The 24,069-nt window shown below is 69.0% G+C and carries 24 protein-coding genes and 1 tRNA gene; 19 read left to right on the forward strand and 6 right to left on the reverse strand.

Annotated elements, in window-relative coordinates; all coding sequences use genetic code 11:
- The first annotated feature begins 990 nt into the window (after window positions 1-990).
- Window positions 991-1,917 carry a hypothetical protein gene (locus ACFYP3_RS03895; protein ID WP_388826284.1) on the forward strand — a complete coding sequence of 309 codons (927 nt, stop codon included), beginning with the start codon at window positions 991-993 and terminating at the stop codon, window positions 1,915-1,917.
- Window positions 1,918-2,008: 91 nt separating this feature from the next.
- Here ACFYP3_RS03895 and ACFYP3_RS03900 read toward each other — a convergent pair whose 3' ends face one another.
- Window positions 2,009-2,719: an HAD family hydrolase gene (locus ACFYP3_RS03900; RefSeq protein ID WP_388826287.1), complete on the reverse strand. Its 711-nt coding sequence runs from the start codon at window positions 2,717-2,719 to the stop codon at window positions 2,009-2,011.
- Entirely contained in the window at window positions 2,703-3,569 is an 867-nt protein-coding gene (locus tag ACFYP3_RS03905) for a GntR family transcriptional regulator (protein ID WP_388826290.1), read from the reverse strand. Before ACFYP3_RS03905 ends, ACFYP3_RS03900 begins: the two co-directional genes overlap by 17 nt.
- Before the next feature lie 416 nt (window positions 3,570-3,985).
- On the opposite strand from ACFYP3_RS03905, the gene ACFYP3_RS03910 reads away from it, so the two are divergent.
- The 14 genes from ACFYP3_RS03910 (at window position 3,986) to ACFYP3_RS03975 (ending at window position 15,075) form a co-directional block, all read left to right on the forward strand.
- Window positions 3,986-4,258 carry a DUF6284 family protein gene (locus tag ACFYP3_RS03910; RefSeq protein ID WP_388826293.1) on the forward strand — a complete coding sequence of 91 codons (273 nt, stop codon included), beginning with the start codon at window positions 3,986-3,988 and terminating at the stop codon, window positions 4,256-4,258.
- Complete coding sequence (locus ACFYP3_RS03915) at window positions 4,255-4,599, forward strand: hypothetical protein (protein WP_388826296.1); 345 nt, start codon at window positions 4,255-4,257, stop codon at window positions 4,597-4,599. Before ACFYP3_RS03910 ends, ACFYP3_RS03915 begins: the two co-directional genes overlap by 4 nt.
- Window positions 4,596-5,609, forward strand: coding sequence for a DUF2637 domain-containing protein (locus ACFYP3_RS03920; RefSeq protein ID WP_388826299.1), 1,014 nt, complete (start codon window positions 4,596-4,598; stop codon window positions 5,607-5,609). The genes ACFYP3_RS03915 and ACFYP3_RS03920 overlap by 4 nt, the downstream gene beginning before the upstream one ends.
- Window positions 5,606-5,839, forward strand: coding sequence for a hypothetical protein (locus ACFYP3_RS03925; protein ID WP_388826302.1), 234 nt, complete (start codon window positions 5,606-5,608; stop codon window positions 5,837-5,839). Before ACFYP3_RS03920 ends, ACFYP3_RS03925 begins: the two co-directional genes overlap by 4 nt.
- Window positions 5,836-6,174, forward strand: a complete 339-nt coding sequence (locus tag ACFYP3_RS03930; protein WP_388826305.1) for an RRQRL motif-containing zinc-binding protein — start codon at window positions 5,836-5,838, stop codon at window positions 6,172-6,174. Before ACFYP3_RS03925 ends, ACFYP3_RS03930 begins: the two co-directional genes overlap by 4 nt.
- A gap of 75 nt (window positions 6,175-6,249) precedes the next feature.
- Window positions 6,250-7,875 (forward strand): hypothetical protein, encoded by a 1,626-nt coding sequence (locus ACFYP3_RS03935; RefSeq protein WP_388826308.1) that lies wholly within the window; start codon window positions 6,250-6,252, stop codon window positions 7,873-7,875.
- Complete coding sequence (locus ACFYP3_RS03940; RefSeq protein WP_388826312.1) at window positions 7,875-9,980, forward strand: hypothetical protein; 2,106 nt, start codon at window positions 7,875-7,877, stop codon at window positions 9,978-9,980. Before ACFYP3_RS03935 ends, ACFYP3_RS03940 begins: the two co-directional genes overlap by 1 nt.
- 222 nt (window positions 9,981-10,202) lie before the next feature.
- Window positions 10,203-10,697 (forward strand): hypothetical protein, encoded by a 495-nt coding sequence (locus ACFYP3_RS03945; protein WP_388826315.1) that lies wholly within the window; start codon window positions 10,203-10,205, stop codon window positions 10,695-10,697.
- An 11-nt stretch (window positions 10,698-10,708) separates the two neighbouring features.
- A complete protein-coding gene (locus tag ACFYP3_RS03950) occupies window positions 10,709-10,885 on the forward strand; it encodes a hypothetical protein (RefSeq protein ID WP_388826318.1) in 177 nt (58 codons plus the stop codon).
- Between the two features lie 72 nt (window positions 10,886-10,957).
- Window positions 10,958-11,860, forward strand: a complete 903-nt coding sequence (locus tag ACFYP3_RS03955; protein ID WP_388826321.1) for a bifunctional DNA primase/polymerase — start codon at window positions 10,958-10,960, stop codon at window positions 11,858-11,860.
- Window positions 11,857-12,216 carry a hypothetical protein gene (locus ACFYP3_RS03960; protein ID WP_388826324.1) on the forward strand — a complete coding sequence of 120 codons (360 nt, stop codon included), beginning with the start codon at window positions 11,857-11,859 and terminating at the stop codon, window positions 12,214-12,216. Before ACFYP3_RS03955 ends, ACFYP3_RS03960 begins: the two co-directional genes overlap by 4 nt.
- Before the next feature lie 551 nt (window positions 12,217-12,767).
- Window positions 12,768-13,349: a DUF3631 domain-containing protein gene (locus tag ACFYP3_RS03965; protein ID WP_388826876.1), complete on the forward strand. Its 582-nt coding sequence runs from the start codon at window positions 12,768-12,770 to the stop codon at window positions 13,347-13,349.
- Window positions 13,350-13,699: 350 nt separating this feature from the next.
- Entirely contained in the window at window positions 13,700-13,891 is a 192-nt protein-coding gene (locus ACFYP3_RS03970) for a DNA-binding protein (RefSeq protein WP_388826879.1), read from the forward strand.
- Window positions 13,891-15,075, forward strand: a complete 1,185-nt coding sequence (locus ACFYP3_RS03975) for a tyrosine-type recombinase/integrase (RefSeq protein WP_388826327.1) — start codon at window positions 13,891-13,893, stop codon at window positions 15,073-15,075. The genes ACFYP3_RS03970 and ACFYP3_RS03975 overlap by 1 nt, the downstream gene beginning before the upstream one ends.
- 54 nt (window positions 15,076-15,129) lie before the next feature.
- Here the strand turns inward: ACFYP3_RS03975 and ACFYP3_RS03980 are convergent.
- Window positions 15,130-15,200 (reverse strand) — tRNA-Gly (locus ACFYP3_RS03980).
- A gap of 457 nt (window positions 15,201-15,657) precedes the next feature.
- On the opposite strand from ACFYP3_RS03980, the gene dcd reads away from it, so the two are divergent.
- Together dcd and ACFYP3_RS03990 are read left to right on the forward strand one after the other, a co-directional pair.
- Window positions 15,658-16,245 carry a dCTP deaminase gene (gene dcd / locus ACFYP3_RS03985; RefSeq protein WP_388826330.1) on the forward strand — a complete coding sequence of 196 codons (588 nt, stop codon included), beginning with the start codon at window positions 15,658-15,660 and terminating at the stop codon, window positions 16,243-16,245.
- The gene (locus tag ACFYP3_RS03990; RefSeq protein ID WP_388826333.1) at window positions 16,242-16,742 is read left to right on the forward strand and encodes a phosphoribosyltransferase; all 501 of its coding nucleotides are present in this window, start codon (window positions 16,242-16,244) and stop codon (window positions 16,740-16,742) included. The genes dcd and ACFYP3_RS03990 overlap by 4 nt, the downstream gene beginning before the upstream one ends.
- Before the next feature lie 110 nt (window positions 16,743-16,852).
- Here ACFYP3_RS03990 and ACFYP3_RS03995 read toward each other — a convergent pair whose 3' ends face one another.
- From ACFYP3_RS03995 to ACFYP3_RS04005, 3 genes are all read right to left on the reverse strand, one after another.
- Window positions 16,853-17,794, reverse strand: a complete 942-nt coding sequence (locus ACFYP3_RS03995) for a Yip1 family protein (protein WP_388826336.1) — start codon at window positions 17,792-17,794, stop codon at window positions 16,853-16,855.
- Window positions 17,795-18,052: 258 nt separating this feature from the next.
- Window positions 18,053-20,626, reverse strand: a complete 2,574-nt coding sequence (locus ACFYP3_RS04000; RefSeq protein ID WP_388826339.1) for a (Fe-S)-binding protein — start codon at window positions 20,624-20,626, stop codon at window positions 18,053-18,055.
- A gap of 110 nt (window positions 20,627-20,736) precedes the next feature.
- A complete protein-coding gene (locus ACFYP3_RS04005) occupies window positions 20,737-21,273 on the reverse strand; it encodes a sugar transferase (protein WP_388826342.1) in 537 nt (178 codons plus the stop codon).
- 276 nt (window positions 21,274-21,549) lie between these two features.
- On the opposite strand from ACFYP3_RS04005, the gene dnaK reads away from it, so the two are divergent.
- Window positions 21,550-23,394: a molecular chaperone DnaK gene (gene dnaK, locus ACFYP3_RS04010; RefSeq protein ID WP_030709201.1), complete on the forward strand. Its 1,845-nt coding sequence runs from the start codon at window positions 21,550-21,552 to the stop codon at window positions 23,392-23,394.
- Entirely contained in the window at window positions 23,394-24,044 is a 651-nt protein-coding gene (grpE, locus tag ACFYP3_RS04015; RefSeq protein WP_388826345.1) for a nucleotide exchange factor GrpE, read from the forward strand. The genes dnaK and grpE overlap by 1 nt, the downstream gene beginning before the upstream one ends.
- Window positions 24,045-24,069 lie beyond the last annotated feature (25 nt).

Raw genomic sequence — 24,069 nt, forward strand, 5'->3', positions numbered from 1 at the left:
CCACCGTCGACTGCGGCCCGGGTAACTCCTGACCCGCGCCTGTTCCCGCCCCCGCCGATGTTGTGCCGTTCCCGAAGACGATCACGCCGGCGACGATCAGGCCGAGTAGTGCAGTCTCCCGCCGGGCACCGGCAGGGAGCCGGACGTGGCCTTTGACCCGAGTGCCGTCTGACCGGAAGTACTCATTGATCCAGGGCACTGCTATGTCCCCCCACCAGTCGAGATGCGCCTCCATGCGCACCGGACCCATGAAAGCACCCGCGACTGACAACGCGTCACCAACTTGTCACCACTCGTGATCATCCGGCGGGACGGGGCGAGCACGCTCGTGTTTCGGCGGGGGAGTGCCTTCAGTGACCTTCGGGTGGGTGGGGGCATGCCGCGCTGCCCTCAACTCGGGCGCGCGGGCACTGTGGTTGAGGGCCTGCATTCGGGGTTGCGAACACGCACATTCGAGCGGCGATATGGTGCGGGCTACAGGAAATGCGTCTCGCGATTCGGTACGGCTGCGCTCCGGCGGGGGGTGCTTGGCGCGCCACAGGGCGTTAGGGCACGCGGAGGGCACGGCGAGCCTGTAGAGGTCTAGACAACAACGAAGCCCCAGGTCGCTGACCTGGGGCTTCGTGGAAGAGCGGATGACGGGAATCGAACCCGCGCTATAAGCTTGGGAATCCCCGCCCCTGTGACGCTAGTTGCCGCCCTGACCAGGCTGTTTGCTGGTATCCCTGGTTCCGTCACGTGGGCACAGGTGACCGCTGTTTACCGCGTGTGGCCACACGATGTGGTGCGCAAGTGGTGCGCCCATCTTGCGATGCATGCAGGATGACGGTGTCGTCCGCAGGGTCGGGCGGGCCTGCAACCCCAGACTGGGCGGGTAGTTCCCCGCCTTGCTGGGAGCCAGCCTCCGCCCCTGTCGTCCGCACTCGACCGCTACTTGCGGATTTTGCGGACTGCCTGACCTGCAGTGCAGTGGATGGCTAGCATGCTGTGATGAGCGCAAACCCCGCCGAATTTCTTGGAATTCAAATCCCGACCCTAGCGCTAGGTGTCGGGTTGCTCAGCCTCACCGTGGCCGCATTTTCGCTCGGATGGCAGATTACCAAACACGTCCTTGATGGTGGACGTGTCCGAGTCTATCTAAATGCGGGTATTCTCAGTGAGGGTTCGATCGTCGTCAATGAAACGGGGGAATGGGAGATTCCGTATCCCTTTGAGGGGGGCCTCCATTCTGCCCATATCGAGATAGCTCAACTCGTCGTAGAAAATCCCGGCCGTTCTAGTGTCACGATCTATAATCCAGCGCTAGTGGTGGCTGGAGTTAAAAAAAGTCACTATTCCGTGTGCCCTTCATTCCTCAAGTTTAATAGTGACGACACCATTTCAACGAAGAGTGTTTTCCGGCTTGAGCCGTATGCCAGGGTTACGTATCTGTTGGACTATTGGCGTGTGGTTCCCTTCCTGCGGGAAGGTGCGTCTGGTGAGCCTATTCGACTACAGGGGATGGTTAAGGTGGCGGGGCGAAAGAAGCCTCAGAAGTCGAGTCGGCGCCTCATGTGGGTAATTCCAAACGAGGCGTGGACCGCCCGATCTGACGTCACGGAAATTGATCCTCACACGGTCATGTGGCGCGAGTTGTACAGGGAATTCTGTACATCCGAAGTGGCTGACGCCGAGGAGTCTGAAGCATCCTTCAGCCGCCTGAAAATCGTCCTTCAGGGGGCGAGGAGGACGCTTAAGGAAATGCCCACGGTGGACCAGCTGGAGGAGGCTCTGAATTCAAGCGCTGACGCGCTGAGGGTGCCGCGGTCCTATTTTGGTTGGACTGCATTCAATATGCATAAAGCTCTGATTTTGCATAAAGATCACCTTGGTGCTTGGGATTCTGGAAAGCGTCCCGGTTCGCCCGCCTCGGAGTGAACCTGCGCGATTTGGCTATGCTGCGAATGGTCGCGTCGTGAGTTGCTCACGCCTCGGATTCTCTGCCATTCTCGGAGCCGTCCCTTCCTGTCTAGCACCCGATTCCGTCAAGCAGGATCAGAGAGTCTGCGATTTGGCGCATGTCAAGAACCACCGCATCCGCACCTGCGGCGGCCAACGATGCCTCCTTGTGCGGCTTGTTCGCGTACCCAATGCTCCTTGCTTCAGCAGCGTGCGCCGCTTCAATGTCCGTTAGTGAATCCCCGATGAGAACGGTGAGCTTGGATGCCACGCCGAATGCCGAAGCGGCGGCGAGTACGGGGTGTGGCGAGGGCTTCATCAGGTCAGGCCGCAACACGGGACGCCCGATGATCTTGTCGACAAGCCCCGCGATTCCGTGGTGGGTCAGGTATTCCAAAATGCACTCGGCTGAATTATTGCTCACGATCGCGACCTGACGTCCTGCTTCGCGTGCTGCGTGAAGGGCTCGAACGGAGCCGTTGGTAGGGGCGCCGGCGACCTTAACAGCCCGAATTTCCGCCGCCGTCAGAGCCGCTTCCACTGCCGCGAGGACAGTGCTGCCCCCCTCCTGGGCAAGGCTATGGACTTCCATAGGGTCGCTCGTGGCTCGCGCGGGACCTCCCAGGGCCGGCGCCAGCGCCGCGAGCAGGTCGGCCAGCTCGTCAGCGATGTTGGGCGCGGGGAGGCCGCGGAACACGTCGCAGATAGGTCCATCGAAGTCGAAGAGGACGGCCCTTGAAATGCGAAGTGCGGTGCCTAGTGCTTCAGCTTGCGTCGGCACTGGCGTTCCTCCCGATAGTTTCCCAAACGCTGTCGAACCACATGCGGGCTTGCTCTACCTGCTGCGCTCCGCTGGATGAGTCGCCGTCGTTGAGCGAGTAGTGAAAGAGGATCGTGTCCTTGCCGACGAGGTCGTAGATGTCGATGGCCTCGCCCTGGGCTACCACCTTGTTTGGGCGGATCGGGTAGTAGCCGAAGAAGGCATCCTCGTTGTTGATCACATAGAGCTTGAAGAACTGCGTTCCGCTGTGGACGCGCACGTCGACAGTGCTCTCTTGGACGAGTCCGAGGTGGCTGAGCTCGCTTATGGCATCGGAGATGCTTCGCGTGTAGCCGACCATGATGTCGTGCATACGAGCTCGAAGCCGCGGGTCGTCTGCGCAGTCCTCGCGACGCACGGGCGCCGCCTGGGGTACCGACATGTCGGGGACCAGGATGCGGATGCGGATGCTCGACGGGGTGAGGCGACCCACGCGGATCTTGTCGAGAGGCTCTTGCAGGGCCCCGTGCAGGGTCTCGCTGGAGAAGCCAGCGAAGTCGATCGTCACGTTCCGGCTGGCGAAGGCCTGCTCGACGTAGGGCCGTAGTCCGGCCGGCCGCTCCGTGCGGTTTCGCACGAATACGCCGCTGCCCTTGCGGGAAACGACGAGGCCCTCGTCTTCAAGGTCCCGGAGGGCCCGCTGAATCGTGGCGCGGGCGAAGCCGAAGTGGTCCGTCAGCATCTTGTGGGACGGGAGCCGCTCACCGGGAGCGAGCTTCCTTGTTCGGATCGCCGCGCCGAGACTGCGCGCAACCTGCTCGTACGGCGGCCGATCGTCGTCCGGGTCCAGAGGCTCAAGCGCAAAGGTCATGCCTCGATCCTACGACCAACCTGACTATTTGAGCAGCCTGGCTAGTCATGGCTTGACGTGACTAGCCAGGCTGGCTACGTTGTTCTCAGAGTCACCGGGCTAGCCAAGTTGGTCAAGCTCGGGGTGGTGATCCGTGCCGCTTTGGCGCGGTTCGCGGCGCCTGGAGAGCCCTGTGAGGGACCCCTCGAAGGAAGCGGCGGATCTTTGAGAACTCAACAGTGGACGTGAACTTTCATTTTCAACCTTCCGGCCCAGCCGGACCGGTTGCCTCCTCCGCCCGTCCGCCGCCCCTCGCGGTGTACGGGCGGGGTTGAGGGGAGCCGGATTTCTTCCTGTTCCACAACGCAGTGCAGCCCCCGGCGTTCCCGCGCCGAGGGCTGCTGAGTCCCGTTCCTCTGTCGAAGGAGCTAGACCCAATGAAGTCCATCGCTGCACTTCAGGACGTTGTTACGCCGTGGTCGGACGGTTTGGAGCCGTCGGACGCGGAGCTGGACGCGATCGAGTGGGAGCTGCCGCTGATCCTGGCGGAGGTCGACCTCCTCGACGCGAGGATCACTGTGCTGGACCGTACGCCGTCGGTGCTGGACGAGCGGCGGATCCGCCGGGCCCGCCGCAAGGTGCTCGCCGTCCGGCGGACGCTGACCAACCGGGCCGCGGCCGCTGCGGGCATGCCGGGCGGTGCCGCATGACCGCCCCGACGCTGCCGCTGTCGGCCATGGGCGCGCCGCTGATGGCGCTGCGCCTCTTTGCCGACCAGTACCGCCACCTGCCGGCGCCGTGCGTGTCGATCTCCACCGTGTACCCGAACCTGCTGGAGCTGTCTTTCTACGACGACGCCGAGGGGTTCGAGATGTGGCGCCAGGCCCTCGGTATCCGCCGCCGGACGGTGCAGCACAGCGTTCACCGCGACGGGCGCACGGCGGTCATGAAGGCCGAGACGAACTACTCCGGCGGCCCCGTGAAGCTGATCGGCTTCACCGCGATTCCTGCCCCGTCGGAGGAGCGTTCACCGGCGGAGGACGTCTCGTGAACCGTGTTCAGATCCGTTCATCCGAGCGTGCCCTGTCCATCGGTACCTGGCTGATCGTCGGCGGAGCGATGCTCTACTCCGTCCTCACCGTCACACCGCTCATGGCCGCGCACACGCCGGAGAAGTGGCGGTGGACGGCTCCGATCCTGCCCCTCGTAGTCGACGCGGCGGTGGTGATCGTGGTCCGTCTCGACTCTGTCCTGGCCCGTCTCGGCGGGCACGGCGGAGCGTGGCCGGTGGCGCTGCGGTGGATGACCGGCGCCATGACCCTCGCCCTGAACATCGGCGTATCAGCGCTGGCCGGGGACTTGGTCGGGGTTGCCGTGCACGCGGTCGCACCGCTCCTCCTCATCGTCACTGCGGAAGCGGGGCTCGCCTACCGGCGAGCCCTGACTGCGGCCGTCCTGGCGGTGGAGGCCCGTAAGCGCGCTGAGCAGGACGTCCGGGACCGGGCGGCGGCGGAGCGGGAGGAGAACCGGATCCGTGCCGCTCGTGAACACCGTGAGCACGAAGCGGCCATCGCTCGTGAACAGCGTGAACACGAGGCCGCCCTCGCTCGCGAGGAGGCCGAGCGGCAGGACCGTATCCGGCGCGAGCAAGCCGAGCAGGCGGAGGCTGCGGCCCGGGCGGAGCGGGAAGCAGCTGAACGCCGTGAACAGATCCGTGAACAGCAGCAGGCCGAGCGTGAACGCCTTGAACGCCAGGCCGCCCAGCAGCGCGAGCTGGAGGCACAGCAGCGGGCCGAGCGTGAACGTCGTGAACAGGCTCGTGAACAGGAGCGGATCGAGCGTGAACGCGCCGCGCTTCTCGCCGCTGGGCCGCCGGCCGACAAGCTCGGCGAGGACCGCGCACGGGAGGTCGTGAAGGCCGCGTTCGCGGCGGGCCTGCCGGTGCGGGTCGCCGCGGAACTGACGGGCTGGTCCGTCGGCTGGGCCTCCGCCCGCTACCAGGAACTGCGCGAACTCACCGCCCCCAGCCCGCGTCCGGCCTTGGAAGGAGCCGCACAGTGAAGCTCTCCCCGAACACCGCCCCGGCCGAACCGGACGACCTGCTGATCCGGTTGCACAACCAGGTCGGCGCCGCCGTGGACATCACGGGCACCCGACACAGCTCCTACTGGTCCTGTCACGGCTGTGGCTACGGCTACAGCAGCATCGACCACCACGTGGACACGACTCGCACCAGGGCCAACCACCACGCCGCCGAGTGCAGGGCCGCTTACCACCGCCTGCGCCGGTGAGTGCCTTGCCCAGCTACTCCTGGCGCCTCGCCCCCGATGGGCTCGCCACCCGCCGGCAGCTCCGAGCCCTCGGCCTGCGCCCCGGCGGACAGGACGTCGTCGCACAGCTGGAACGCCCCCGCCGTCGGCGTGGGCGGTTGGTCGCCTACCTGTACCGGATTGACCTGGCCCGCCCGGTGCGGCCGATGACCGCCCGCCGGGCCGAGGCCCTCGCGAAAGCCAACGCTGCCCGCCGTTGGTGCCCGTCCTGCCGCCGCGACGCCGGGTACGTCATCCCGGCCGCGCTCGGCATGTGCACCCCGTGCGCGTACCCGGAGGAACAGCGCGTCGCCTGATCAGCACGAGAGCCCGGCCGCCAACCTCCTACAGCGTCGGCCGGGCTCTCTCTCCCGTGAAGGAGCACGTTCAGCATGACCGAGACCATCACCGAACCGCAGGCTCCCCCCGAGGAAGCCCCCTCCGCTCAGGCCCCGTCGGCCGAAACGGCGGCCCCTACTCCGGGGAAGGAGGTGGAGCACACCCCCGGTGGTTTCCCCGTGGTGCCTCTGTCCCTGTCGGGGACGAACGCCGCGGCCAGCCTGTTAGCCACGGCCGCTCTGGCGGGCGGCCCCGTCGCGGCGGCGATCGCGATGACCGGCGCCGCCGTCCTCGGCACCGCCGCCGCCCACCACCGCAACAAGAACAACAGCAAGAAGAAGGCCCCGGCCAAGGCGACTGCGGCCGGCACCCGGAGTACTGCCGATGGGGGAGGGCGCGGCCCGTCGGGCCGGATCCCCGGACAATCCCGCACCACGCCCCGCGCGGGTGGTGGTGCTGGTAAGTCCGCAGGTGAGAGCACCCGCAAGCGTTTCAACGGGGCCGGTCTCGGCCGGTCCGTCGGTTCGGTCGGCAAGCACGACAAGGCCGGTAAGCCGTCAGTTCGGCAGCGCGCCGCGCACACGGCGGGTGGTCTGGCCGGTGGCCGGGCCGGTCAGGTGCAGGAGCTGCGCTCGCAGGCCCGCACCCAGACACCGACCCGGGCCGCGGCGCGTACGGCGGCGGTGCAGGCGCGCCGCCAGGTCGCCGACACCCGCCGCGCCGCCAAGGCCGCCGAGCGCACGGCCAAGGTCGTAGGTGCCAAGCCCCGGGGCCCTGCCGCCCGCACCCTGGCCAAGGGGATGACCAAGGCCGCAGCCGCCCGGGACAAGGCCGTTGGCGCAACCCGCACCGCGCGGGACCGGGCCGCCGGCCGGGCCGTCGCCAACGGCCGCACCGCCGTCCAGACGGCCGCCCACCGGGCCCGGGTCGCGCAGCTGAAGGCCCCGGCGCAGAGGGCGGCGCGGAAGGCGCTGCTGCGGTCCGCAGCCCGTTTCCACGCCCGCCGTGCGTGGGCCGCTGCCTTCGGCGGCGTGCTCGGCCTGCTCGGGATGGTGACCACCCCGCTGGGCCGGAAGCTGCGTTGGGCGTGGCTGCAGCACCCCGGCCGGCGCCTGTACCGCTACTTGCTCGGCCGGGCCCGTTCCGAGCGCGAAGAACGGGACGCGGACATCAATGACGGGCTTGAGGACGACGAGCGGGCTGCCGAGGAGCAGGCGGACGCCGAGCACGAGCAGGACATCGAAGGTGACCGGCTTGGCGAGCGTGCCGAGCGGCCCGACACCCCGATCCCCGCACCCTCCACTGGTGAAGGAGCACAGCTGATGGACAGCACGACGTCTGGGTTCAGGTTCGAGGAATTGGCCGCGGAGATGGAGCAGGCCGCGCAGGCCTACGAGCCCGAGAACGCCATGGAAATCCTCGCCATGGTCGAAGGCCTCCCCGAGGCGCTCGGGTCGATCGCGAACATCATGCGGATTCTCGCCGAGCGCTCCGACTCGGAGTTTCCGCTGGAGAAGGAGGTGGCGGACGGGTTCGCCGACATCTACGGCGCCCTCAACTCCGCCACCGCCGTCGCCGAGGACCTCGGGCCGATCTTCCGGCAGGCCCACGAGGCCGACATCGCCCGCCACGAAGACCCCCGCAACGGCCCCGACGCCGAGAAGGGATGGAACGTCTGATGGCCACCAAAACCAAGAACAAGACCATCGAGCACCAGGGGCTCGCCCTGGACTGGGCCGCCGGCCACGGGCCTGTCACCGGCGCGCTGTCCGCGACCACCGGCGCGTACGCGGTGGCCACGGTCGGCACGCTCGCCCACATGCCGCCCGGCTGGGCCCTCGCCGTCGGCACGGTCGGCGCGATCGGGCACACCGCGTCGGGGCTGCGGCAGAAGCTGGCCGGCCGGACCATCACCTCCCGCGCCGCGTCCTGGCTCCTCGGCTCCGGCTGGACCACCTGGGCGCTCGCCATGGGGCCACTGGAGTGGACCAAGCTCGGCGCCCTCGCCGTCCTCGGCGTCGGCATGGGCGCCGCCGCCCGCTCGGTCGGCTTCTACGAGGAGGCCCGCGAGCTGGAGGCCATCGCCGCCGCCGAACGCCAGGTCGCCCGCGAACTGTCCGCCGAACGCCGGGCGATCGCCGCCGAGTGGGTCGACCGCGTCCAGAGGGTCTGCGGGCTCACGCTGCGGATCCTCGCGGTGGAGGTGTGGCCGACGAACACCGGCTTCACGATCGACGCCGACCTACCGCCCGGTGGGGCGACCTGGCACAAGGTCGCCCAGTACAACGCCGCCCTCTCCGCCGATGCCCGCCTGCCGAACGGCTGCACCGCCGCCGCCTCCGCCGGCATCAACCAGGGCCGGGTCCTGATCGACGTCACCACCGTCAACGTCCTCGCCGAGGACATCGCCTACCCCACCGACTACGGCCCCCTCTCGGTCCACACCGGCCTGCCGCTCGGGGTGCGGACCGACGGCCGTCCGGCGGACGCGTTCCTGCGCGAGCAGTGCGCGATTGCGGTCGGCCCCACCGGATCCGGCAAGACCAACTTCGTCCACACCTTCATCGCCGCGGTGGCACGCGCCGAGGACATGCTCGGCTGGGTCATCGACCTCAACGCCGGATCCGCCGGCCTGCCCTGGGTCCGCCCCGCCCTCACCCCCACCAACGGCCAGGTGGTCCGGCCCGGCATCGACTGGCTCGCCTCCACCCCGGAGGAAGCCCACCGGATGCTGGATGCGGCAATCGCGATCGCCAAACGGCGGAAGGTCGCCTATCAGCAGCTCATGGCCGACGCCGACACCGACCTGCTCCCCATCAGCCCGCGCATCCCGCAGATCGAGCTGATTATCGACGAGGGCGCCGAGATCCTGGCCAGTAACGACAAGGCCATGAAGGCACTCGCGGCGAAGATCCTGGAGGTCATCCGGATTTCCCGGGCCATGGGCCTGCGGACCTTCCTCACCGCTCTCGGCGCCACCGGGGCCGTGCTCGGCAACCTGATGATCCGCCGCGAGGCGAAGGTTCGTATCGCGCTGACCGGGGGTGAGAAGGAGGGCATGGACCTGGCCAAGCTCTTCCCCGGCCGCCGCGGCCTGAGCATTGAGCAGGCCCCCTACAAGGGGTCCGGGTTCCTCGGCACGCCCGAGTCCCCGGCCGCCCTGTTCAAGTCCTGGCGGATCAAGCCCGCCCAGATCCGCGACATCGTCCTGGCCACCTCCGATCGACACCCCCGCCTCGACGACATCTCCGCCAAGGCCGCCGGGCCCGACTACGCCCGCCGCTGGGACACCACCCGCACCGCCTGGATCAACGACCACACACACGCCGACCCCGGCACCGTGCACGACACTGCGGCGCCCGCCGCGCCGGCGGGCGGGTTGAACCTCAGCGCCCACCGGCAGTCCACGGCAACCGCGTCGGACGAGGACCGGCTGGCCGAGGCGTTCCGGGCGCAGATCGATGCCCAGTTCGCCACCACGCCCGACCCCGAAACGGAAGCCACTCCGGCGCCGAAGGCGGCCCCGGGCGGGTTGAACCTGTCCGCGTTGCGCGGGGAGCAGGACAACGCCGCTCAGGCGGCCGCGCTCGCCGCTCTGGAGGCGGCCGGGCCCGAGGGCACCGGGGCGTCCGCGATCGCCCGCGCGCTCGCCGACGCCTACGGGACCACCCGGCAGACGATCAGCGGGTGGCTTCAGGAGTGGGCGGACGAGGGGCTCGCGGTGCGGGTCGGTGCGGGCACGAAGACCCGCTATGTCCACCGCACGCACGCCCCCGACGCGTGACCCCTTGTCGCTTGTCGCCTCCTCGTCGGCAAGACCTCTCCCCGGGCCTCTGGAGGGTCGGAAAGGGGCTTTGACCTTGGGGGCGACAAGCGACAAGACAAGGCACGCGACAAGCGGGACGACAAGCCAGACGACAAGCACGCGACAAGTACGCGACAAGCCTCGCCCACGGACCACATACCGAAATCGGTACGTGGTCCGTCCCGTTGAAGGGACCGCGTTGTGCACACCGAACCCCACCAGCCGCTCACCCCCGCCACCCGCTACGGCGACCCCATCCACCGCCCCCGTCCCGTCGAGCCGCACACCGTCCTGCTGCCCCAGGAGGTTCCGCCCGGTGTCGACTGGGTGACCCTCCCCAACGGGATCCGCACCCTCGCCTACACCCACCCCCACACCGGCCCCGCCGCCGAAGCGGAACCGGCCCGGGAATCGATTCCGCGCTGGGCCAAGACGACCGCGCTCCTCGCCCCGACGCTCGGCGGCGGGATCGCCGCGGCCGGGTTCGGGATCTCCTACGCCGCCCCGGGACTGATCGCCATGACCGAAGCCCTCTGGGCGACCGTCGCCCTCATCGCCGTCGGCGCCCTCGTTCCCCTCGCCCTCCGCACCCGCAGGGGTGGCGGCCGGGGTGCGGGGCCGGTGCAGCACATCACCCAGAACATCAGCGCGTCCGGGATGTTCGGCCGCGCCGCTGGAACCCTCAACAACCGCTGAAAGGCCACCGCGTGAACCAGCCCGAGCCCCTGACCGAGCGCGTCGGCGACGCGCTCGCGCTCCTCACCGGCACGCGCACCGTCCGTTGCCCGTACCCGGGCTGCCGGGTGTCGGTCCGCTTCCGTCACGTCACCCCTGACGAGGCGAAGCGACTGACGGACCTGGCCACCGACCACACCCGCCACTGAAATCAGCGAGGGCGGCCCCGTCTCGCCAAAGTCCGGGCCGCCCTCTTCCAGCACCTACTGGAGGAATCCAGCATGGCTCATCAATCCGCATCCGCGCTGCTGACCGCCGCGCTCGATGCCGCCGCTCTCGGCTGGAGCGTGTTCCCACTCCGGCCGGGCCAGAAGCGACCCGCGCTCCACGGGGATGACCACTGCCCCGGCCTGGGGGACTGCGCGGGAGGCCACCGCAAGTGGGAGGACCGGGCCACCAGTGACCCGGACCGGATCCGCCGCGCGTGGGAACGGCTCCCCTTCAACGTCGGCATCGCCACCGGCCCGTCCGCGCTCGTCGTTGTCGACCTCGACATGCCCAAGGGGCAGGGCAGTTCGGACGCGCCTCGCGGCGCGGACACCTTTCGAGCGCTCTGCGAGCGCGCCGGGCAGGCCATCCCGTCCACGCTCTGCGTGCGGACTCCCTCCGGCGGGTCCCACCTGTACTTCACCGCCCCGGACGGGGTCCGGCTGGGCAACAGCGCGGGCAGGCTCGGCAAGCTGATCGACACCCGAGCGTGGGGTGGGTACGTCGTCGCCCCTGGCAGCGTCACCGCGGCGGGCGCGTACGAGGTGACCGATCCTGTCGCCCCGGCCCCCTTCCCCGCCTGGCTGTACGGGCTGCTCGCCCCCAAGCAGGCTCTGCGGACACTCACCGGCCGTCCCTCCGCTGTGAAGTCGGGCCGGTACGCGGCCGCGGCCCTGAACGCGGAGACCGCCTCCGTGGAGTGCGCCGCGCAGGGCGAGCGGAACGGGACGCTGCTGCGGGCCGCCCGCGCTCTGGGGCGATTCATCGCCGTCGGTGACCTTCCCCGCGACGTGGTGGAGGAGGCTCTTCAGGCGGCGGGGGAGTCGGCCGGCATGCCGTCTGCCGAGTGCCGCACGACGATCCGATCAGGTCTGAACTGGTCCATCGCCCGCAACACGATGCGGCGCACGGCATGACCGGCCGCCCCCGCCCCTCCCTGAAGAGCCTTCCTGCCACCTCCGCCGGGGCCCGGTCCGCCGAACCGACCCGCACTCCGGACGGCCTTGGCGCGCTGAAGGTCGTCGCCGAAGGCGTCCCTTCTGCCCTTCGCCCGGACCCGCAGGTGCGGGACGGCCGGTACGTCGTCGCCGTTCTGCACATCTGCGCCCCGTCTGCGCGGGCGGTGCCCACGGCGCACTCGAAGTGCGAGTGCGGCCACGACCGCAGCGCGGTGGGCCGCAACAACGTCCTCGCCCTGATCCAAGTCCACGAAGACCACCGCGCCGTCTGCCCGCTCGGCCGCGTCGCCAACGCCCGGAGGAAGGCCGCATGACCACCGTCACCCGCACCCACACCGAGCCGCAGACCACCTCGGACGGATCCCGGCTGCTGGACGAGGTGGAGGCCTTCCACCGCCGCTTCAACGTCTTCCCCACCGAGGCCGCCTACGTGGCCGTCGCCCTGTGGGACGCGCACGCGCACCTGCTGGACTGCTTCGACTCCACGCCGCGCCTCGCGTTCCTCTCCCCCGAACCGGGATCGGGGAAGTCCCGCGCGCTGGAGATCGTGGAAACCCTCGTCCCCCAGCCGCTCGTCGCGGCGAACGCCTCCGCGCCGGTCCTGTTCCGGGCCGTCTCGACACTGGAGACCCGGCCGACGATCCTCTTCGACGAGGTCGACACGATCTTCGGCCCCAAGGCCGGGGACAACGAGCCCCTGCGCGGGTTCCTCAACGCAGGCCACCACCGGGGCGCCGGCATGTGGCGGTGCGTCGGGGACGGCACCAACCAGACCGTCCAGGAGTTCCCCAGCTTCTGCGTGGTCGCCATGGCCGGACTCGGCTCGCTCCCTGACACGATCCTGACCCGGTCGGTCATCATCCGGATGCGCCGCCGGGCCCGCAACGAACGTGTCCAGCCGTTCCGTCGCCGCCTCCACGCCCCCGAGGGCCACGCCCTGCGCGACCGCCTCGCCGTCTGGGCGGACAGTGTCCGCCACCTCGTCGACGGGGTGTTCCCCGAGATGCCCGACGAGGTCACAGACCGGCCCGCCGACGTATGGGAGCCCCTCATCGCCGTCGCGGACGCCGCCGGGGGCGACTGGCCGGCACGGGCCCGGACCGCGTGCGCGCAGATCGTCGCCGCATCCAAGCAGGACGACAAGGGCAGCATCGGAATCCGGCTGCTGACCGACCTGCGCGACCACGTCCTGAACGGGATCGAGCGACTTCCCACCATCTCCGTCCTGGACCGCCTCTACGCCCTGGAAGAGGCGCCCTGGGCCGACATGGGCGGCAAGCCCCTGACCTCCCGGGGCCTGGCCAAGATGCTCGGCGAGTACATGACCGCGGACAACAAGCCCATCGAGCCCCGCAACATCAAAAGCGGCGGAGCGGTCCTCAAGGGCTACTACGCGGCCGACCTCGCCGACGCGTGGACGAGGTACTGCCCTCCCCCCACCCCCTGAGAATCCGCTACTTCCGCTACCTCCGCTACCTCGCAGGTCACAGGCCTGACGGAGGTAGCGGATAGCCCGAAAACATCCGCTACCCCAACAGCAACTCCCGCTACCGGCCCGGCCCCCAAAAGCCGGGCCGGCCGCGCATCTATCCGCTACCGCTACCCAATCCGCTACCAAAAACAGGCCCCTGACCAGGGCGGTAGCGGAGGTAGCGGCAGTAGCGGATTTCTACGAGCAGGGCCGGAAGGCCCCCACCTCTCCAGGAGGCACTGAGCGTGAGCAGCGCTGCCCGCATGCGGCACTTGACGTCCGCACCGAGTACGCAGACGTCCCCCCTCGACGATCAGTTCTTGAGCGTGAAGCAGGCATCCATCCACTTGGGCATGAAGGACGAGCGGTTCGTCCGGCGGCTCGTGGCCGAACGCCGGATCAGCTACAGCAAGTTCGGCACTCACGTGCGCATCGCCGTGAGCGTGCTGGAGGAGTACATGCGCGCCAGTGAAGTCCCGGCCGTTCCCGTCCGCCGACGGATGCGGACGGCGGCGTAGTGGCCGGGAAGCGCAGCAAGAAGAGCAAGGGCAAGCGGAGGTTCGGAGCGGTCCGCCAGTACCGCTCCGGGTTCTGGACCGCCTCCTACCTCGACCCGACGGGGGTGCGGCGGCGGTCACCGGAGACCTTCGAGACCGAGGCCGCGGCCGAGGTCTGGCTCTCCCAGGTGGAAGCCGACCTGACCCGCGGGGCCTGGCGGGACCCCGATGCGGGGGCGGTCAACTTCGAGGAGTACGCGCGGAAGTGGGTGGCGGAACGGGACCTGGGCGCGCTGACTGTCGAGCTGTACTTGCGCCTGCTCCGCCTGCACATCCTGCCGACCTTCGAGGGCTGGGACCTGGACGAAATCACCCCGCCCCGCATCCGGGAGTGGCGGGCCGAGAGGCTCGCGACGACCAAGGCCCCGACCACGGTCGCCAAGTCGTACCGGCTCCTCAAGGCGATCCTGGAAACTGCGGCTGACGACGAGCTGATCCGCCGGAACCCCTGCCGGATCAGAGGCGCCGGTAAGGAGGCGGCGGTCGAGCGGGAGATCGCCACCGTGGTGCAGGTGGACGCGTTGGCCGAGGCGATCGGGATCCGGTGGAGGCTGATGGTCTACCTCGGTGCCTACGGGCCGATGCGCCCCGAGGAACAGGCCGAGCTACGGCGCAAGGACGTGGACGTTGACGCCATGACGATCCGCGTCAGGAAGGCCGCTCCGGAGCTGAACACCGGCAAGCGGGCGGAGGGGCCGACCAAGTCCGATGCGGGTAAACGGATCATCGTTCTGCCCGACTTCCTGCGGGAAGACCTGCGTCGGCACGTCGCGTGGTTCGCGGAGAAGGGACCTGAGGGTCTCCTCTTCGTGGGGGAGAAGGGGGCGCCGTTCCGGCGTACGACGTTCGGGCGGAAGTGGGCCAAGGCGCGGGTGAAGGTCGGCATGCCGAAGTCGTTCAGGTTCTACGACCTTCGTCACACCGGGCACACCCTCTCGACGCGGTCCGGGGCCACGCTCAGGGACACGATGGTCCGCGCCGGGCAGTCCTCGGAGAAGGCCGCGTTGATCTACCAACACTCTGATCACGAGCGGCAGAAGGAGGTCGCCGGCGGACTGGACGGGATGGTGCGCGCCGCGCGGCAGAAGGCCGCCGAGCAGGCCGCGCAGCGGTCAAGTGGTGCGCAAGTGGTGCGGGACTCCTGAACCGGTCTAGACAACGACGAAGGCCCAGGTCTCTGACCTGGGCCTTCGTTCAAGAGCGGATGACGGGAATCGAACCCGCGCTATAAGCTTGGGAAGCTCATGTTCTACCATTAAACTACATCCGCGCGGTGGGCCAGTTGCCTGGAGCTCCATCGTCGCCCACTCTACCTCATGATCGACCCCCGGTGAATTTGCCGTGGGGTCGATGTCGTGTGTGGTGTGCACCGAGGCGTGTGGGTGCGGGAGTTGGGGCGTACCGTGTGGGTGCGGAGCGGCGGCTGGAGTGGGTGCCGATCATCCCCTAATGTGGCGATTCGTCGCAGTACGGCTCGTTGGGGAAAGGGACTCGATGGAGCACACCGTCGTCCGTTGTGCCGAAGGGCACGTTTTCAGTACCGCCTCCTTCCCGCTGCAGCACCTCGGTGCCGGCCGGATCGGGCCCGGGCGGTTGCTGCGGTGTCCGCGGTGCGCGCGCTTGCGGCAGGCCGTGCCCGTCGGGGCAGCGGTCAAGCGATAGCGGACGGGCGCGCGGGCGCCGCTCTCGATTGGGGGTGGCCCGCGCGCTCTGCGTATCCTCGGGACGTGCTTCTCTCTGACAAAGACATCCGGGCCGAGATCGACAGCGGACGGGTTCGCATCGACCCGTTCGAGGAGTCGATGGTGCAGCCCTCCAGCATCGATGTACGTCTCGACCGGTTCTTCCGGGTGTTCGAGAATCACCGGTACGCCCACATCGATCCGGCGATCGAGCAGGCGGACCTGACCCGGATGGTCGAGCCGGAGGGGGACGAGGCCTTCATCCTCCACCCCGGTGAGTTCGTGCTCGCCTCCACGTACGAGGTCGTCTCGCTGCCCGACGACATCGCCTCCAGACTGGAGGGGAAGTCCAGTCTGGGCCGCCTCGGCCTGGTGACGCATTCGACCGCCGGATTCATCGACCCCGGCTTCTCGGGCCACGTGACCCTGGAGCTGTCGAACCTCGCCACGCTGCCGATCAAGCTCTGGCCGGGCATGAAGATCGGGCAGCTCTGCATGTTCCGGCTCAGCTCGCCCGCGGAGTTCCCGTACGGCAGCGAGCGCTACGGGTCCAGGTACCAGGGGCAGCGCGGCCCGACCGCCTCGCGCTCCTTCCAGAACTTCCACCGCACCCAGGTGAGGCACGACGCATGAGTGACGCAGTACGCGAGAACCTCGACTACGAGGGGTTCGGGCGGGCCGTTCGGGAGCTCGCGCAGACCATCGCCGACGACGGGTACGAGCCCGACATCATCCTCAGCATCGCCCGGGGCGGCGTGTTCGTCGCCGGCGGCCTCGCCTACGCGCTCGACTGCAAGAACATCCACCTCGTGAACGTGGAGTTCTACACCGGTGTGGGCACCACGCTGGAGATGCCGGTCATGCTGGCGCCCGTCCCCGAGGCGATCGACTTCACGAACAAGAAGGTCCTCATCGCCGATGACGTGGCCGACACGGGCAAGACGCTGAAGCTCGTCCACGACTTCTGCCTGGGCCACGTCGCCGAGGTGCGCTCCGCCGTCATCTACGAGAAGTCCCACTCGCTCGTGAAGTGCGAGTACGTGTGGAAGAAGACCGACGAGTGGATCAATTTCCCCTGGTCGGTCGAACCGCCCGTCGTGAAGCGTGAGGGTCAGGTCCTCGACGCCTGATCACCGAGTCACCGAGTCACCGAGTCACCGAGTCACCGAGTGAACGGAAGGGCCCGCTGCGCAGACACTGCGCGGCGGGCCCTTTCGCGTGCGGTGGGAGGGCAGGAGGGCTAGATGGTGCCCAGTTTGATGATCGACAGGAGGGCGATCAGCTGGATGGCGGAGGCGCCCAGCGCCTTCGGCCACGGCAGGTCGTGCGACTTGCTGATCAGCGAGGTGAAGAGCGCTCCGGCCGCCACCCAGGTGGCCCAGCCCAGGACCTGCACGACCATGTTGTCGCCGCCGAGGAACACCGCGAACAGCAGGCGCGGCGCGTCCGTGATGGACATGATCAGCATGGACAGGCCGACCGTCGGCTGCCACGTGCCGTCGCCGCCCATCTGGCGGGCGAGCGTGTGGGTGACCGCGCCCAGGATCAGACCGCAGATGACGAAGGCGACGCCGGCGGACAGGACGATCGGGACGGCCTTCGACAGGGTCGCGTTGATCGCGTCCTCGCGGGCGTCGTCGAGGCCGAAGACCGCGAGGAGGCCGTAGAGGAAGGTCACGGTCAGGGCGGGACCCCAGACGGCGTAGTCGCGCATCTGCAGGAAGGTCTGGCCCGGCCGCGTCACGATGCCGCGCAGGAGCTCCTTCCAGGGCAGTCGCGGCCCGGACGGAGCGGCCGCGGCCGCACCCGCATGATAGGGCGCACCCTGGCTGTACGGGTCCTCACCGACCGCGAAGACCTGGGTGTGCCCCGGGTTGTCGTTCGAATAGCCGCCGCCACCGCCACCGCCGCTGTGGCCTCCGTGGCCGTACGGGGGCTGCTGGCCCGCCGGGTACGGCGGCTCCTGCTGCTGCCCGTACGGGTCGAAGTACTCCGGCTCGCCGTGGCCCCCGGCGCCCGGCTGCGGCCACTGCTGCTGCGCAGGTGGGCCTCCGGCGGGAGGGTACGGCTGCCGGCCGTACGGCGGCGGTGATGGCTGCCGGCCGTACGACTGCTGCTGCTGCGGGGGTTGTTGCGGAGTGCGGTTGTTGTCCCGGCCGCGTCCGATCCTGAATCCAGCCACGTGATCGAACGTACCTGGTCCGGCGAGCCTCTGTGGACGGTCGCCGGGAACGCGCACCCTTTGCGGCTGACCTGTGACAACCCCTAGGGGTACCCCGAGGGCCCTCACGAGTGTCCGGTTTACGTCACCGTGTCATGGTGTGGTGCTCTTCGTTGCGTCGCCGACTGAATGTGTGCATATCGGGCCCGGAACGCCGGAACGGCCGGTCCCCCCGCCTGGGGGGACCGGCCGTTCCGTTCCGCGTGGTGCGGGCTGGTGCTACTTGGCGTCCTCGGGCTTGGCCTCGGTCTCGGGCTTGGCCTCGGCCGCCGCGCCGTCCTCGGCTGCGGGCGCGGCCTCGGCGTCTGCCTCGGCCTCGGGCTCCGCCTCCGGCGCGGCCTTCGCTTCCGGCGCCGCCTCAGCCTTGGCACCCGCCTCAGCCTCGGGCTCCGCCTCCGCCTCGGGCTCCGCCTCCGCCTCGGCCTCCGCCTTCGCGGCAGCCGCAGCGTCCGCCTCCGCCTTGGCCTTCGCCTCCGCCTCGGCCTTGGCAGCCGCCTCGGCTTCCGCCGCGGCAGCCGCCGCAGCCGCCTCGGCTTCCGCCTCCGCCTCCGCCTCCGCGGCCGCGAGTTCGGCCTCCGTGGGGCCGGGTGCCTTGACCGACTCCAGGAGCAGCTGCGCCACGTCGACGACCTGGACGTGTTCCTTCGCCTGGCCGTCGTTCTTCTTGCCGTTCACCGAGTCGGTGAGCATGACCAGGCAGAACGGGCAGGCGGTGGAGACGATGTCGGGGTTCAGGGACAGGGCCTCGTCGACGCGCTCGTTGTTGATGCGCTTGCCGATCCGCTCCTCCATCCACATCCGCGCGCCACCGGCGCCACAGCAGAAGCCCCGCTCCTTGTGACGGTGCATCTCCTGCTGGCGCAGCCCGGGCACGGCCGACATGATCTCGCGCGGCGGCGTGTAGACCTTGTTGTGCCGGCCCAGGTAGCACGGGTCGTGGTACGTGATCAGGCCGTCCACCGGCGTGACCGGCGTCAGCCGGCCCTCGTCGATCAGGTGCTGCAGCAGCTGCGTGTGGTGGATGACCTCGTACTCGCCGCCCAGCTGCGGGTACTCGTTCGCGATGGTGTTGAAGCAGTGCGGGCAGGTCGAGACGATCCGCTTCGCCGACTTCGGCTTCTTCGTCTCCGGATCGTCGTCGTCCTCGCCGAAGGCCATGTTCAGCATGGCCACGTTCTCCTGGCCCAGCTGCTGGAACAGCGGCTCGTTGCCCAGGCGGCGCGGCGAGTCACCGGTGCACTTCTCGTCGCCGCCCATGATCGCGAACTTGACGCCCGCGATGTTCAGCAGCTCCGCGAAGGCCTTCGTGGTCTTCTTGGCCCGGTCCTCCAGGGCGCCGGCGCAGCCGACCCAGTAGAGGTAGTCGAACTCGGAGAGGTCCTCCGCGTCCTTGCCGATGATCGGGACCTCGAAGTCCACCTCCTTGGTCCACTCGACGCGCTGCTTCTTCGCCAGGCCCCAGGGGTTGCCCTTCTTCTCCAGGTTCTTGAGCATCGTGCCCGCCTCCGACGGGAACGCGCTCTCGATCATCACCTGGTAGCGGCGCATGTCGACGATGTGGTCGATGTGCTCGATGTCGACCGGGCACTGCTCCACGCACGCACCGCAGGTCGTGCAGGACCACAGCACGTCCGGGTCGATGACGCCGTTCTCCTCGACGGTGCCGATCAGCGGGCGCTCGGCCTCCGCGATGGCCGCGGCCGGGACGTCCTTCAGCTGCTCCGCCGTGGCCTTCTCGTTGCCCTCCATGTCCTTGCCGCCGCCGGCGAGCAGGTACGGGGCCTTGGCGTGCGCGTGGTCGCGCAGCGACATGATCAGGAGCTTCGGGGACAGCGGCTTGCCGGTGTTCCAGGCCGGGCACTGCGACTGGCAGCGACCGCACTCCGTGCACGTGGAGAAGTCGAGGATGCCCTTCCAGGAGAACTGCTCGACCTGCGAGACGCCGAAGACGTCGTCCTCGCCCGGGTCCTCGAAGTCGATCTCCTTGCCGCCGCTGGTCATCGGCTGGAGGGCGCCGAGCGCGGTCGCGCCGTCCGCGTTCCGCTTGAACCAGATGTTCGGGAAGCCGAGGAAGCGGTGCCAGGCCACACCCATGTTGGTGTTGAGCGAGACGACGATCATCCAGATCAGCGAGGTGCCGATCTTGATCATCGCGGTGAAGTAGATGGCGTTCTGCAGCGCGCTCGCCGAGAGCCCCTTGAAGGCCAGGACCAGCGGGTACGAGACGAAGTACGCCGGCTCGTACGAGTCCACGTGGTGGATCGCGCCCTCAAGACCGCGCAGGCACAGGATCGCGAGGCCGATGGTGAGGATGACGTACTCGACGAAGTACGCCTGCCAGGCCTTCGAGCCGGTGAAGCGGGACTTGCGGCCGGCCCGCGAGGGCAGGCTGAGCAGCCGGATCGCCATCAGGATGACGATGCCGACGACCGTCATCAGGCCGATGAACTCGATGTACATCTCGAACGGCAGGAAGCCGCCGATGATCGGCAGCGTCCAGTCGGCCTGGAAGAGCTGGCCGTACGCCTGCGCGAGGGTGGGCGGCAGCGTCAGGAAGCCGATCGCGACGAACCAGTGCGCGAAGCCGACGATGCCCCAGCGGTTCATCCGGCTGTGGCCGAGGAACTCCCGGACGAGGGTGAGGGATCGGGCCTTCGGGTCGTCCGTGCGGCTGCCGGCCGGCACGGGCTGACCGATCTTCACGAAACGGTAGATCTGCGCCACGGCTCGGGCGAGCAGCGCGACGCCGACCACGGTCAGGACCAGCGACACGATGATCGCGGCGAGTTGCATGGGAGGGCTCCTCGGGCGGCACTTACTAAGCGGTAACTTATGAAGTCAAGGCTTGAGGTTACCCATTCCCGACGCCGCAATGTAGCCGAGCGTGCGGTGATCTGTGTCGCTCAGGCGAGCCTTTGTCTCCAGGCCGCCCGCGGGGTCTGCGCAAGGATCGCGAGGTCCATCCCGAGCCAGTGGTTCTCCACATAATGCCGGTCCAGCAGGGCCATCTCCTCCCAGGGGAGGTCCGAGCGCGAGCTCACCTGCCACAATCCGGTCATTCCGGGCCGTACGAGGAGTCGGTCGGGGCGGTCCGTACGGGTCTCCGGGCGCGGCCCGACCAGCGACATCTCGCCGCGGAGCACGTTGAGCAGCTGGGGGAGGGCGTCGAGGGCGCAGCGGTCCAGGGCGGCGCCGAGCCGGCCGGTGTCGTGGGTGCGCAGCCGCCACGTACGGAACGGCCTCCCGGCCAGGCCGACCGCGGCCTCCCGCACGAAGGGGCGGCGGCCGTGGGTCGCGTACAGCAGTGCGGTGGCGCCGGTGAGCGGCAGGCCGAGCACCGCGAGCAGGAGCAGCGCCCCCAGCAGGTCCACCACCCGTTTGGCCGGCGGACGGGCCGGCCGGAGCCCCGGCAGGGCGGGGAGGGACAACAGCAGGGGCATGCCAGCACGGTGCCGCATGCCTCCGGCGGTCTTGCGGTGGCGCGCGGCCACGGTGACCCGTTCGGCGGCGCGCGGCCACGGGTGACCCGTTCGGCCGCTCCCCGCCGCCCCGGGGCTTCGCCCCGACCCGCGCGCCTCGAACGCCCGCGGGGCCGGGCGTGGTTGCGCGTAAGCGGGGCCTAAAGGTTGAGTCGACTCGACTCAGGTCTGTTGACGCCGGCGCAGCGATGCGGCATGGTTGAGTCTGTTCCACTCAAGTCAGCTGGAGGAATCGAAATGGCACGTGCGGTCGGCATCGACCTGGGCACCACTAACTCCGTCGTCAGCGTTCTGGAAGGCGGCGAGCCCACCGTCATCACCAACGCCGAGGGCGCCAGGACCACGCCGTCCGTCGTCGCCTTCGCCAAGAACGGCGAGGTCCTCGTCGGCGAGGTGGCCAAGCGCCAGGCGGTCACGAACGTGGACCGGACCATCCGCTCCGTCAAGCGCCACATGGGCACTGACTGGAAGATCAACCTGGATGGCAAGGACTTCAACCCGCAGCAGATGAGCGCCTTCATCCTGCAGAAGCTGAAGCGCGACGCCGAGGCGTACCTGGGTGAGAAGGTCACGGACGCGGTCATCACCGTCCCGGCCTACTTCAACGACTCCGAGCGTCAGGCGACGAAGGAGGCCGGTGAGATCGCGGGTCTGAACGTCCTGCGCATCGTCAACGAGCCGACCGCCGCCGCCCTGGCCTACGGCCTCGACAAGGACGACCAGACCATTCTCGTCTTCGACCTCGGTGGCGGCACCTTCGACGTGTCGCTCCTGGAGATCGGCGACGGCGTCGTCGAGGTGAAGGCCACCAACGGTGACAACCACCTCGGTGGTGACGACTGGGACCAGCGCGTCGTCGACTACCTGGTGAAGCAGTTCGCCAACGGCCACGGCGTGGACCTCTCCAAGGACAAGATGGCGCTCCAGCGCCTGCGCGAGGCCGCCGAGAAGGCGAAGATCGAGCTGTCCTCCTCCACGGAGACCACGATCAACCTGCCCTACATCACGGCTTCCGCCGAGGGCCCGCTGCACCTGGACGAGAAGCTCACGCGCGCCCAGTTCCAGCAGCTGACCGCGGACCTGCTCGACCGCTGCAAGACCCCGTTCCACAACGTCATCAAGGACGCCGGCATCCAGCTGTCCGAGATCGACCACGTGGTCCTGGTCGGCGGCTCCACCCGCATGCCGGCCGTCGCCGAGCTCGTCAAGGAGCTCACCGGCGGTCAGGACGCCAACAAGGGCGTCAACCCGGACGAGGTCGTCGCCATCGGCGCCACCCTCCAGGCCGGTGTGCTCAAGGGTGAGGTCAAGGACGTCCTGCTCCTCGACGTGACCCCGCTGTCCCTCGGCATCGAGACCAAGGGCGGCATCATGACCAAGCTCATCGAGCGCAACACCACGATCCCGACCAAGCGGTCCGAGATCTTCACGACGGCCGAGGACAACCAGCCGTCCGTGCAGATCCAGGTCTACCAGGGCGAGCGCGAGATCGCGGCGTACAACAAGAAGCTCGGCATGTTCGAGCTGACCGGCCTGCCGCCGGCCCCGCGTGGCGTCCCGCAGATCGAGGTCTCCTTCGACATCGACGCGAACGGCATCATGCACGTCACGGCCAAGGACCTCGGCACGGGCAAGGAGCAGAAGATGACCGTCACCGGCGGCTCTTCGCTCGGCAAGGACGAGGTCGACCGCATGCGCCAGGAGGCGGAGCAGTACGCGGACGAGGACCTCCGTCGCAAGGAGGCGGCCGAGTCCCGCAACCAGGGCGAGCAGCTCGTCTACCAGACGGAGAAGTTCGTCAAGGACAACGAGGACAAGGTCCCGGCCGACGTCAAGACCGAGGTCGAGGCGGCCGTCTCCGAGCTGAAGGAGAGCCTCAAGGGCGAGGACACGGCCGAGATCCGCACCGCGACCGAGAAGCTCGCCGCGGTCAGCCAGAAGCTCGGCCAGGCCATCTACGCCGACGCCCAGGCCGCTCAGGGCGCCGCCGGCGCCGAGGGCGCCCAGCAGGCCAAGGCCGACGACGACGTCGTCGACGCCGAGATCGTCGACGACGAGAAGCCGAAGGGTGGCGCTGCCTGATGTCGGAGGAGACCCCGGGTTTTGACGAGAAGCCCGAAGTCCCCGCCGACGGCACGCCCGACGAGCCGCAGGCCGCCGACTCCGCCAAGGAGGAGGTGGCGGCCCCGGCCGGGGACGCAGCACAGGACATCGCGCTGCTCGCGCAGCTGGACCAGGCCCGTACGGCGCTCTCCGAGCGCACCGCGGACCTCCAGCGGCTGCAGGCGGAGTACCAGAACTACCGCCGCCGGGTGGAGCGGGACCGGATCACCGTCAAGGAGATCGCGGTCGCGTCCCTCCTGACGGAGCTCCTCCCGACCCTGGACGACATCGGCCGGGCGCGGGAGCACGGCGAGCTGGTCGGCGGCTTCAAGTCGGTGGCGGAGTCGCTGGAGACGGTGGCCGCCAAGATGGGGCTGCAGCAGTTCGGCAAGGAGGGCGAGCCCTTCGACCCGACGATCCACGAGGCCCTGATGCACTCGTACGCGCCGGACGTCACCGAGACGACCTGCGTGGCGATCCTGCAGCCGGGGTACCGGATCGGCGAGCGTACGATCCGTCCCGCACGGGTCGCGGTGGCCGAGCCCCAGCCGGGGGCGGCCCCCAAGTCCGAGTCCGCCGAGGGCGACAAGCCGTCCGGCGAGGACGCGGATGCAGCCGACAAGGGCTGACGCAGTACACGTGGCGGCACGAGAG

It is taken from the genome of Streptomyces sp. NPDC005533, assembly GCF_042871845.1.
Lineage (GTDB): Bacteria > Actinomycetota > Actinomycetes > Streptomycetales > Streptomycetaceae > Streptomyces.

Coding starts and splice junctions, on each gene's coding strand:
- ACFYP3_RS03895 (WP_388826284.1), top strand. CDS start 991: ATGAGCGCAAACCCCGCCGAATTTCTTGGAATTCAAATCCCGACCCTA.
- ACFYP3_RS03905 (WP_388826290.1), bottom strand. CDS start 3,569: ATGACCTTTGCGCTTGAGCCTCTGGACCCGGACGACGATCGGCCGCCG.
- ACFYP3_RS03910 (WP_388826293.1), top strand. CDS start 3,986: ATGAAGTCCATCGCTGCACTTCAGGACGTTGTTACGCCGTGGTCGGAC.
- ACFYP3_RS03915 (WP_388826296.1), top strand. CDS start 4,255: ATGACCGCCCCGACGCTGCCGCTGTCGGCCATGGGCGCGCCGCTGATG.
- ACFYP3_RS03935 (WP_388826308.1), top strand. CDS start 6,250: ATGACCGAGACCATCACCGAACCGCAGGCTCCCCCCGAGGAAGCCCCC.
- ACFYP3_RS03940 (WP_388826312.1), top strand. CDS start 7,875: ATGGCCACCAAAACCAAGAACAAGACCATCGAGCACCAGGGGCTCGCC.
- ACFYP3_RS03955 (WP_388826321.1), top strand. CDS start 10,958: ATGGCTCATCAATCCGCATCCGCGCTGCTGACCGCCGCGCTCGATGCC.
- ACFYP3_RS03960 (WP_388826324.1), top strand. CDS start 11,857: ATGACCGGCCGCCCCCGCCCCTCCCTGAAGAGCCTTCCTGCCACCTCC.
- ACFYP3_RS03965 (WP_388826876.1), top strand. CDS start 12,768: ATGCGCCGCCGGGCCCGCAACGAACGTGTCCAGCCGTTCCGTCGCCGC.
- ACFYP3_RS03990 (WP_388826333.1), top strand. CDS start 16,242: ATGAGTGACGCAGTACGCGAGAACCTCGACTACGAGGGGTTCGGGCGG.
- ACFYP3_RS04000 (WP_388826339.1), bottom strand. CDS start 20,626: ATGCAACTCGCCGCGATCATCGTGTCGCTGGTCCTGACCGTGGTCGGC.
- ACFYP3_RS04005 (WP_388826342.1), bottom strand. CDS start 21,273: ATGCCCCTGCTGTTGTCCCTCCCCGCCCTGCCGGGGCTCCGGCCGGCC.
- dnaK (WP_030709201.1), top strand. CDS start 21,550: ATGGCACGTGCGGTCGGCATCGACCTGGGCACCACTAACTCCGTCGTC.
- grpE (WP_388826345.1), top strand. CDS start 23,394: ATGTCGGAGGAGACCCCGGGTTTTGACGAGAAGCCCGAAGTCCCCGCC.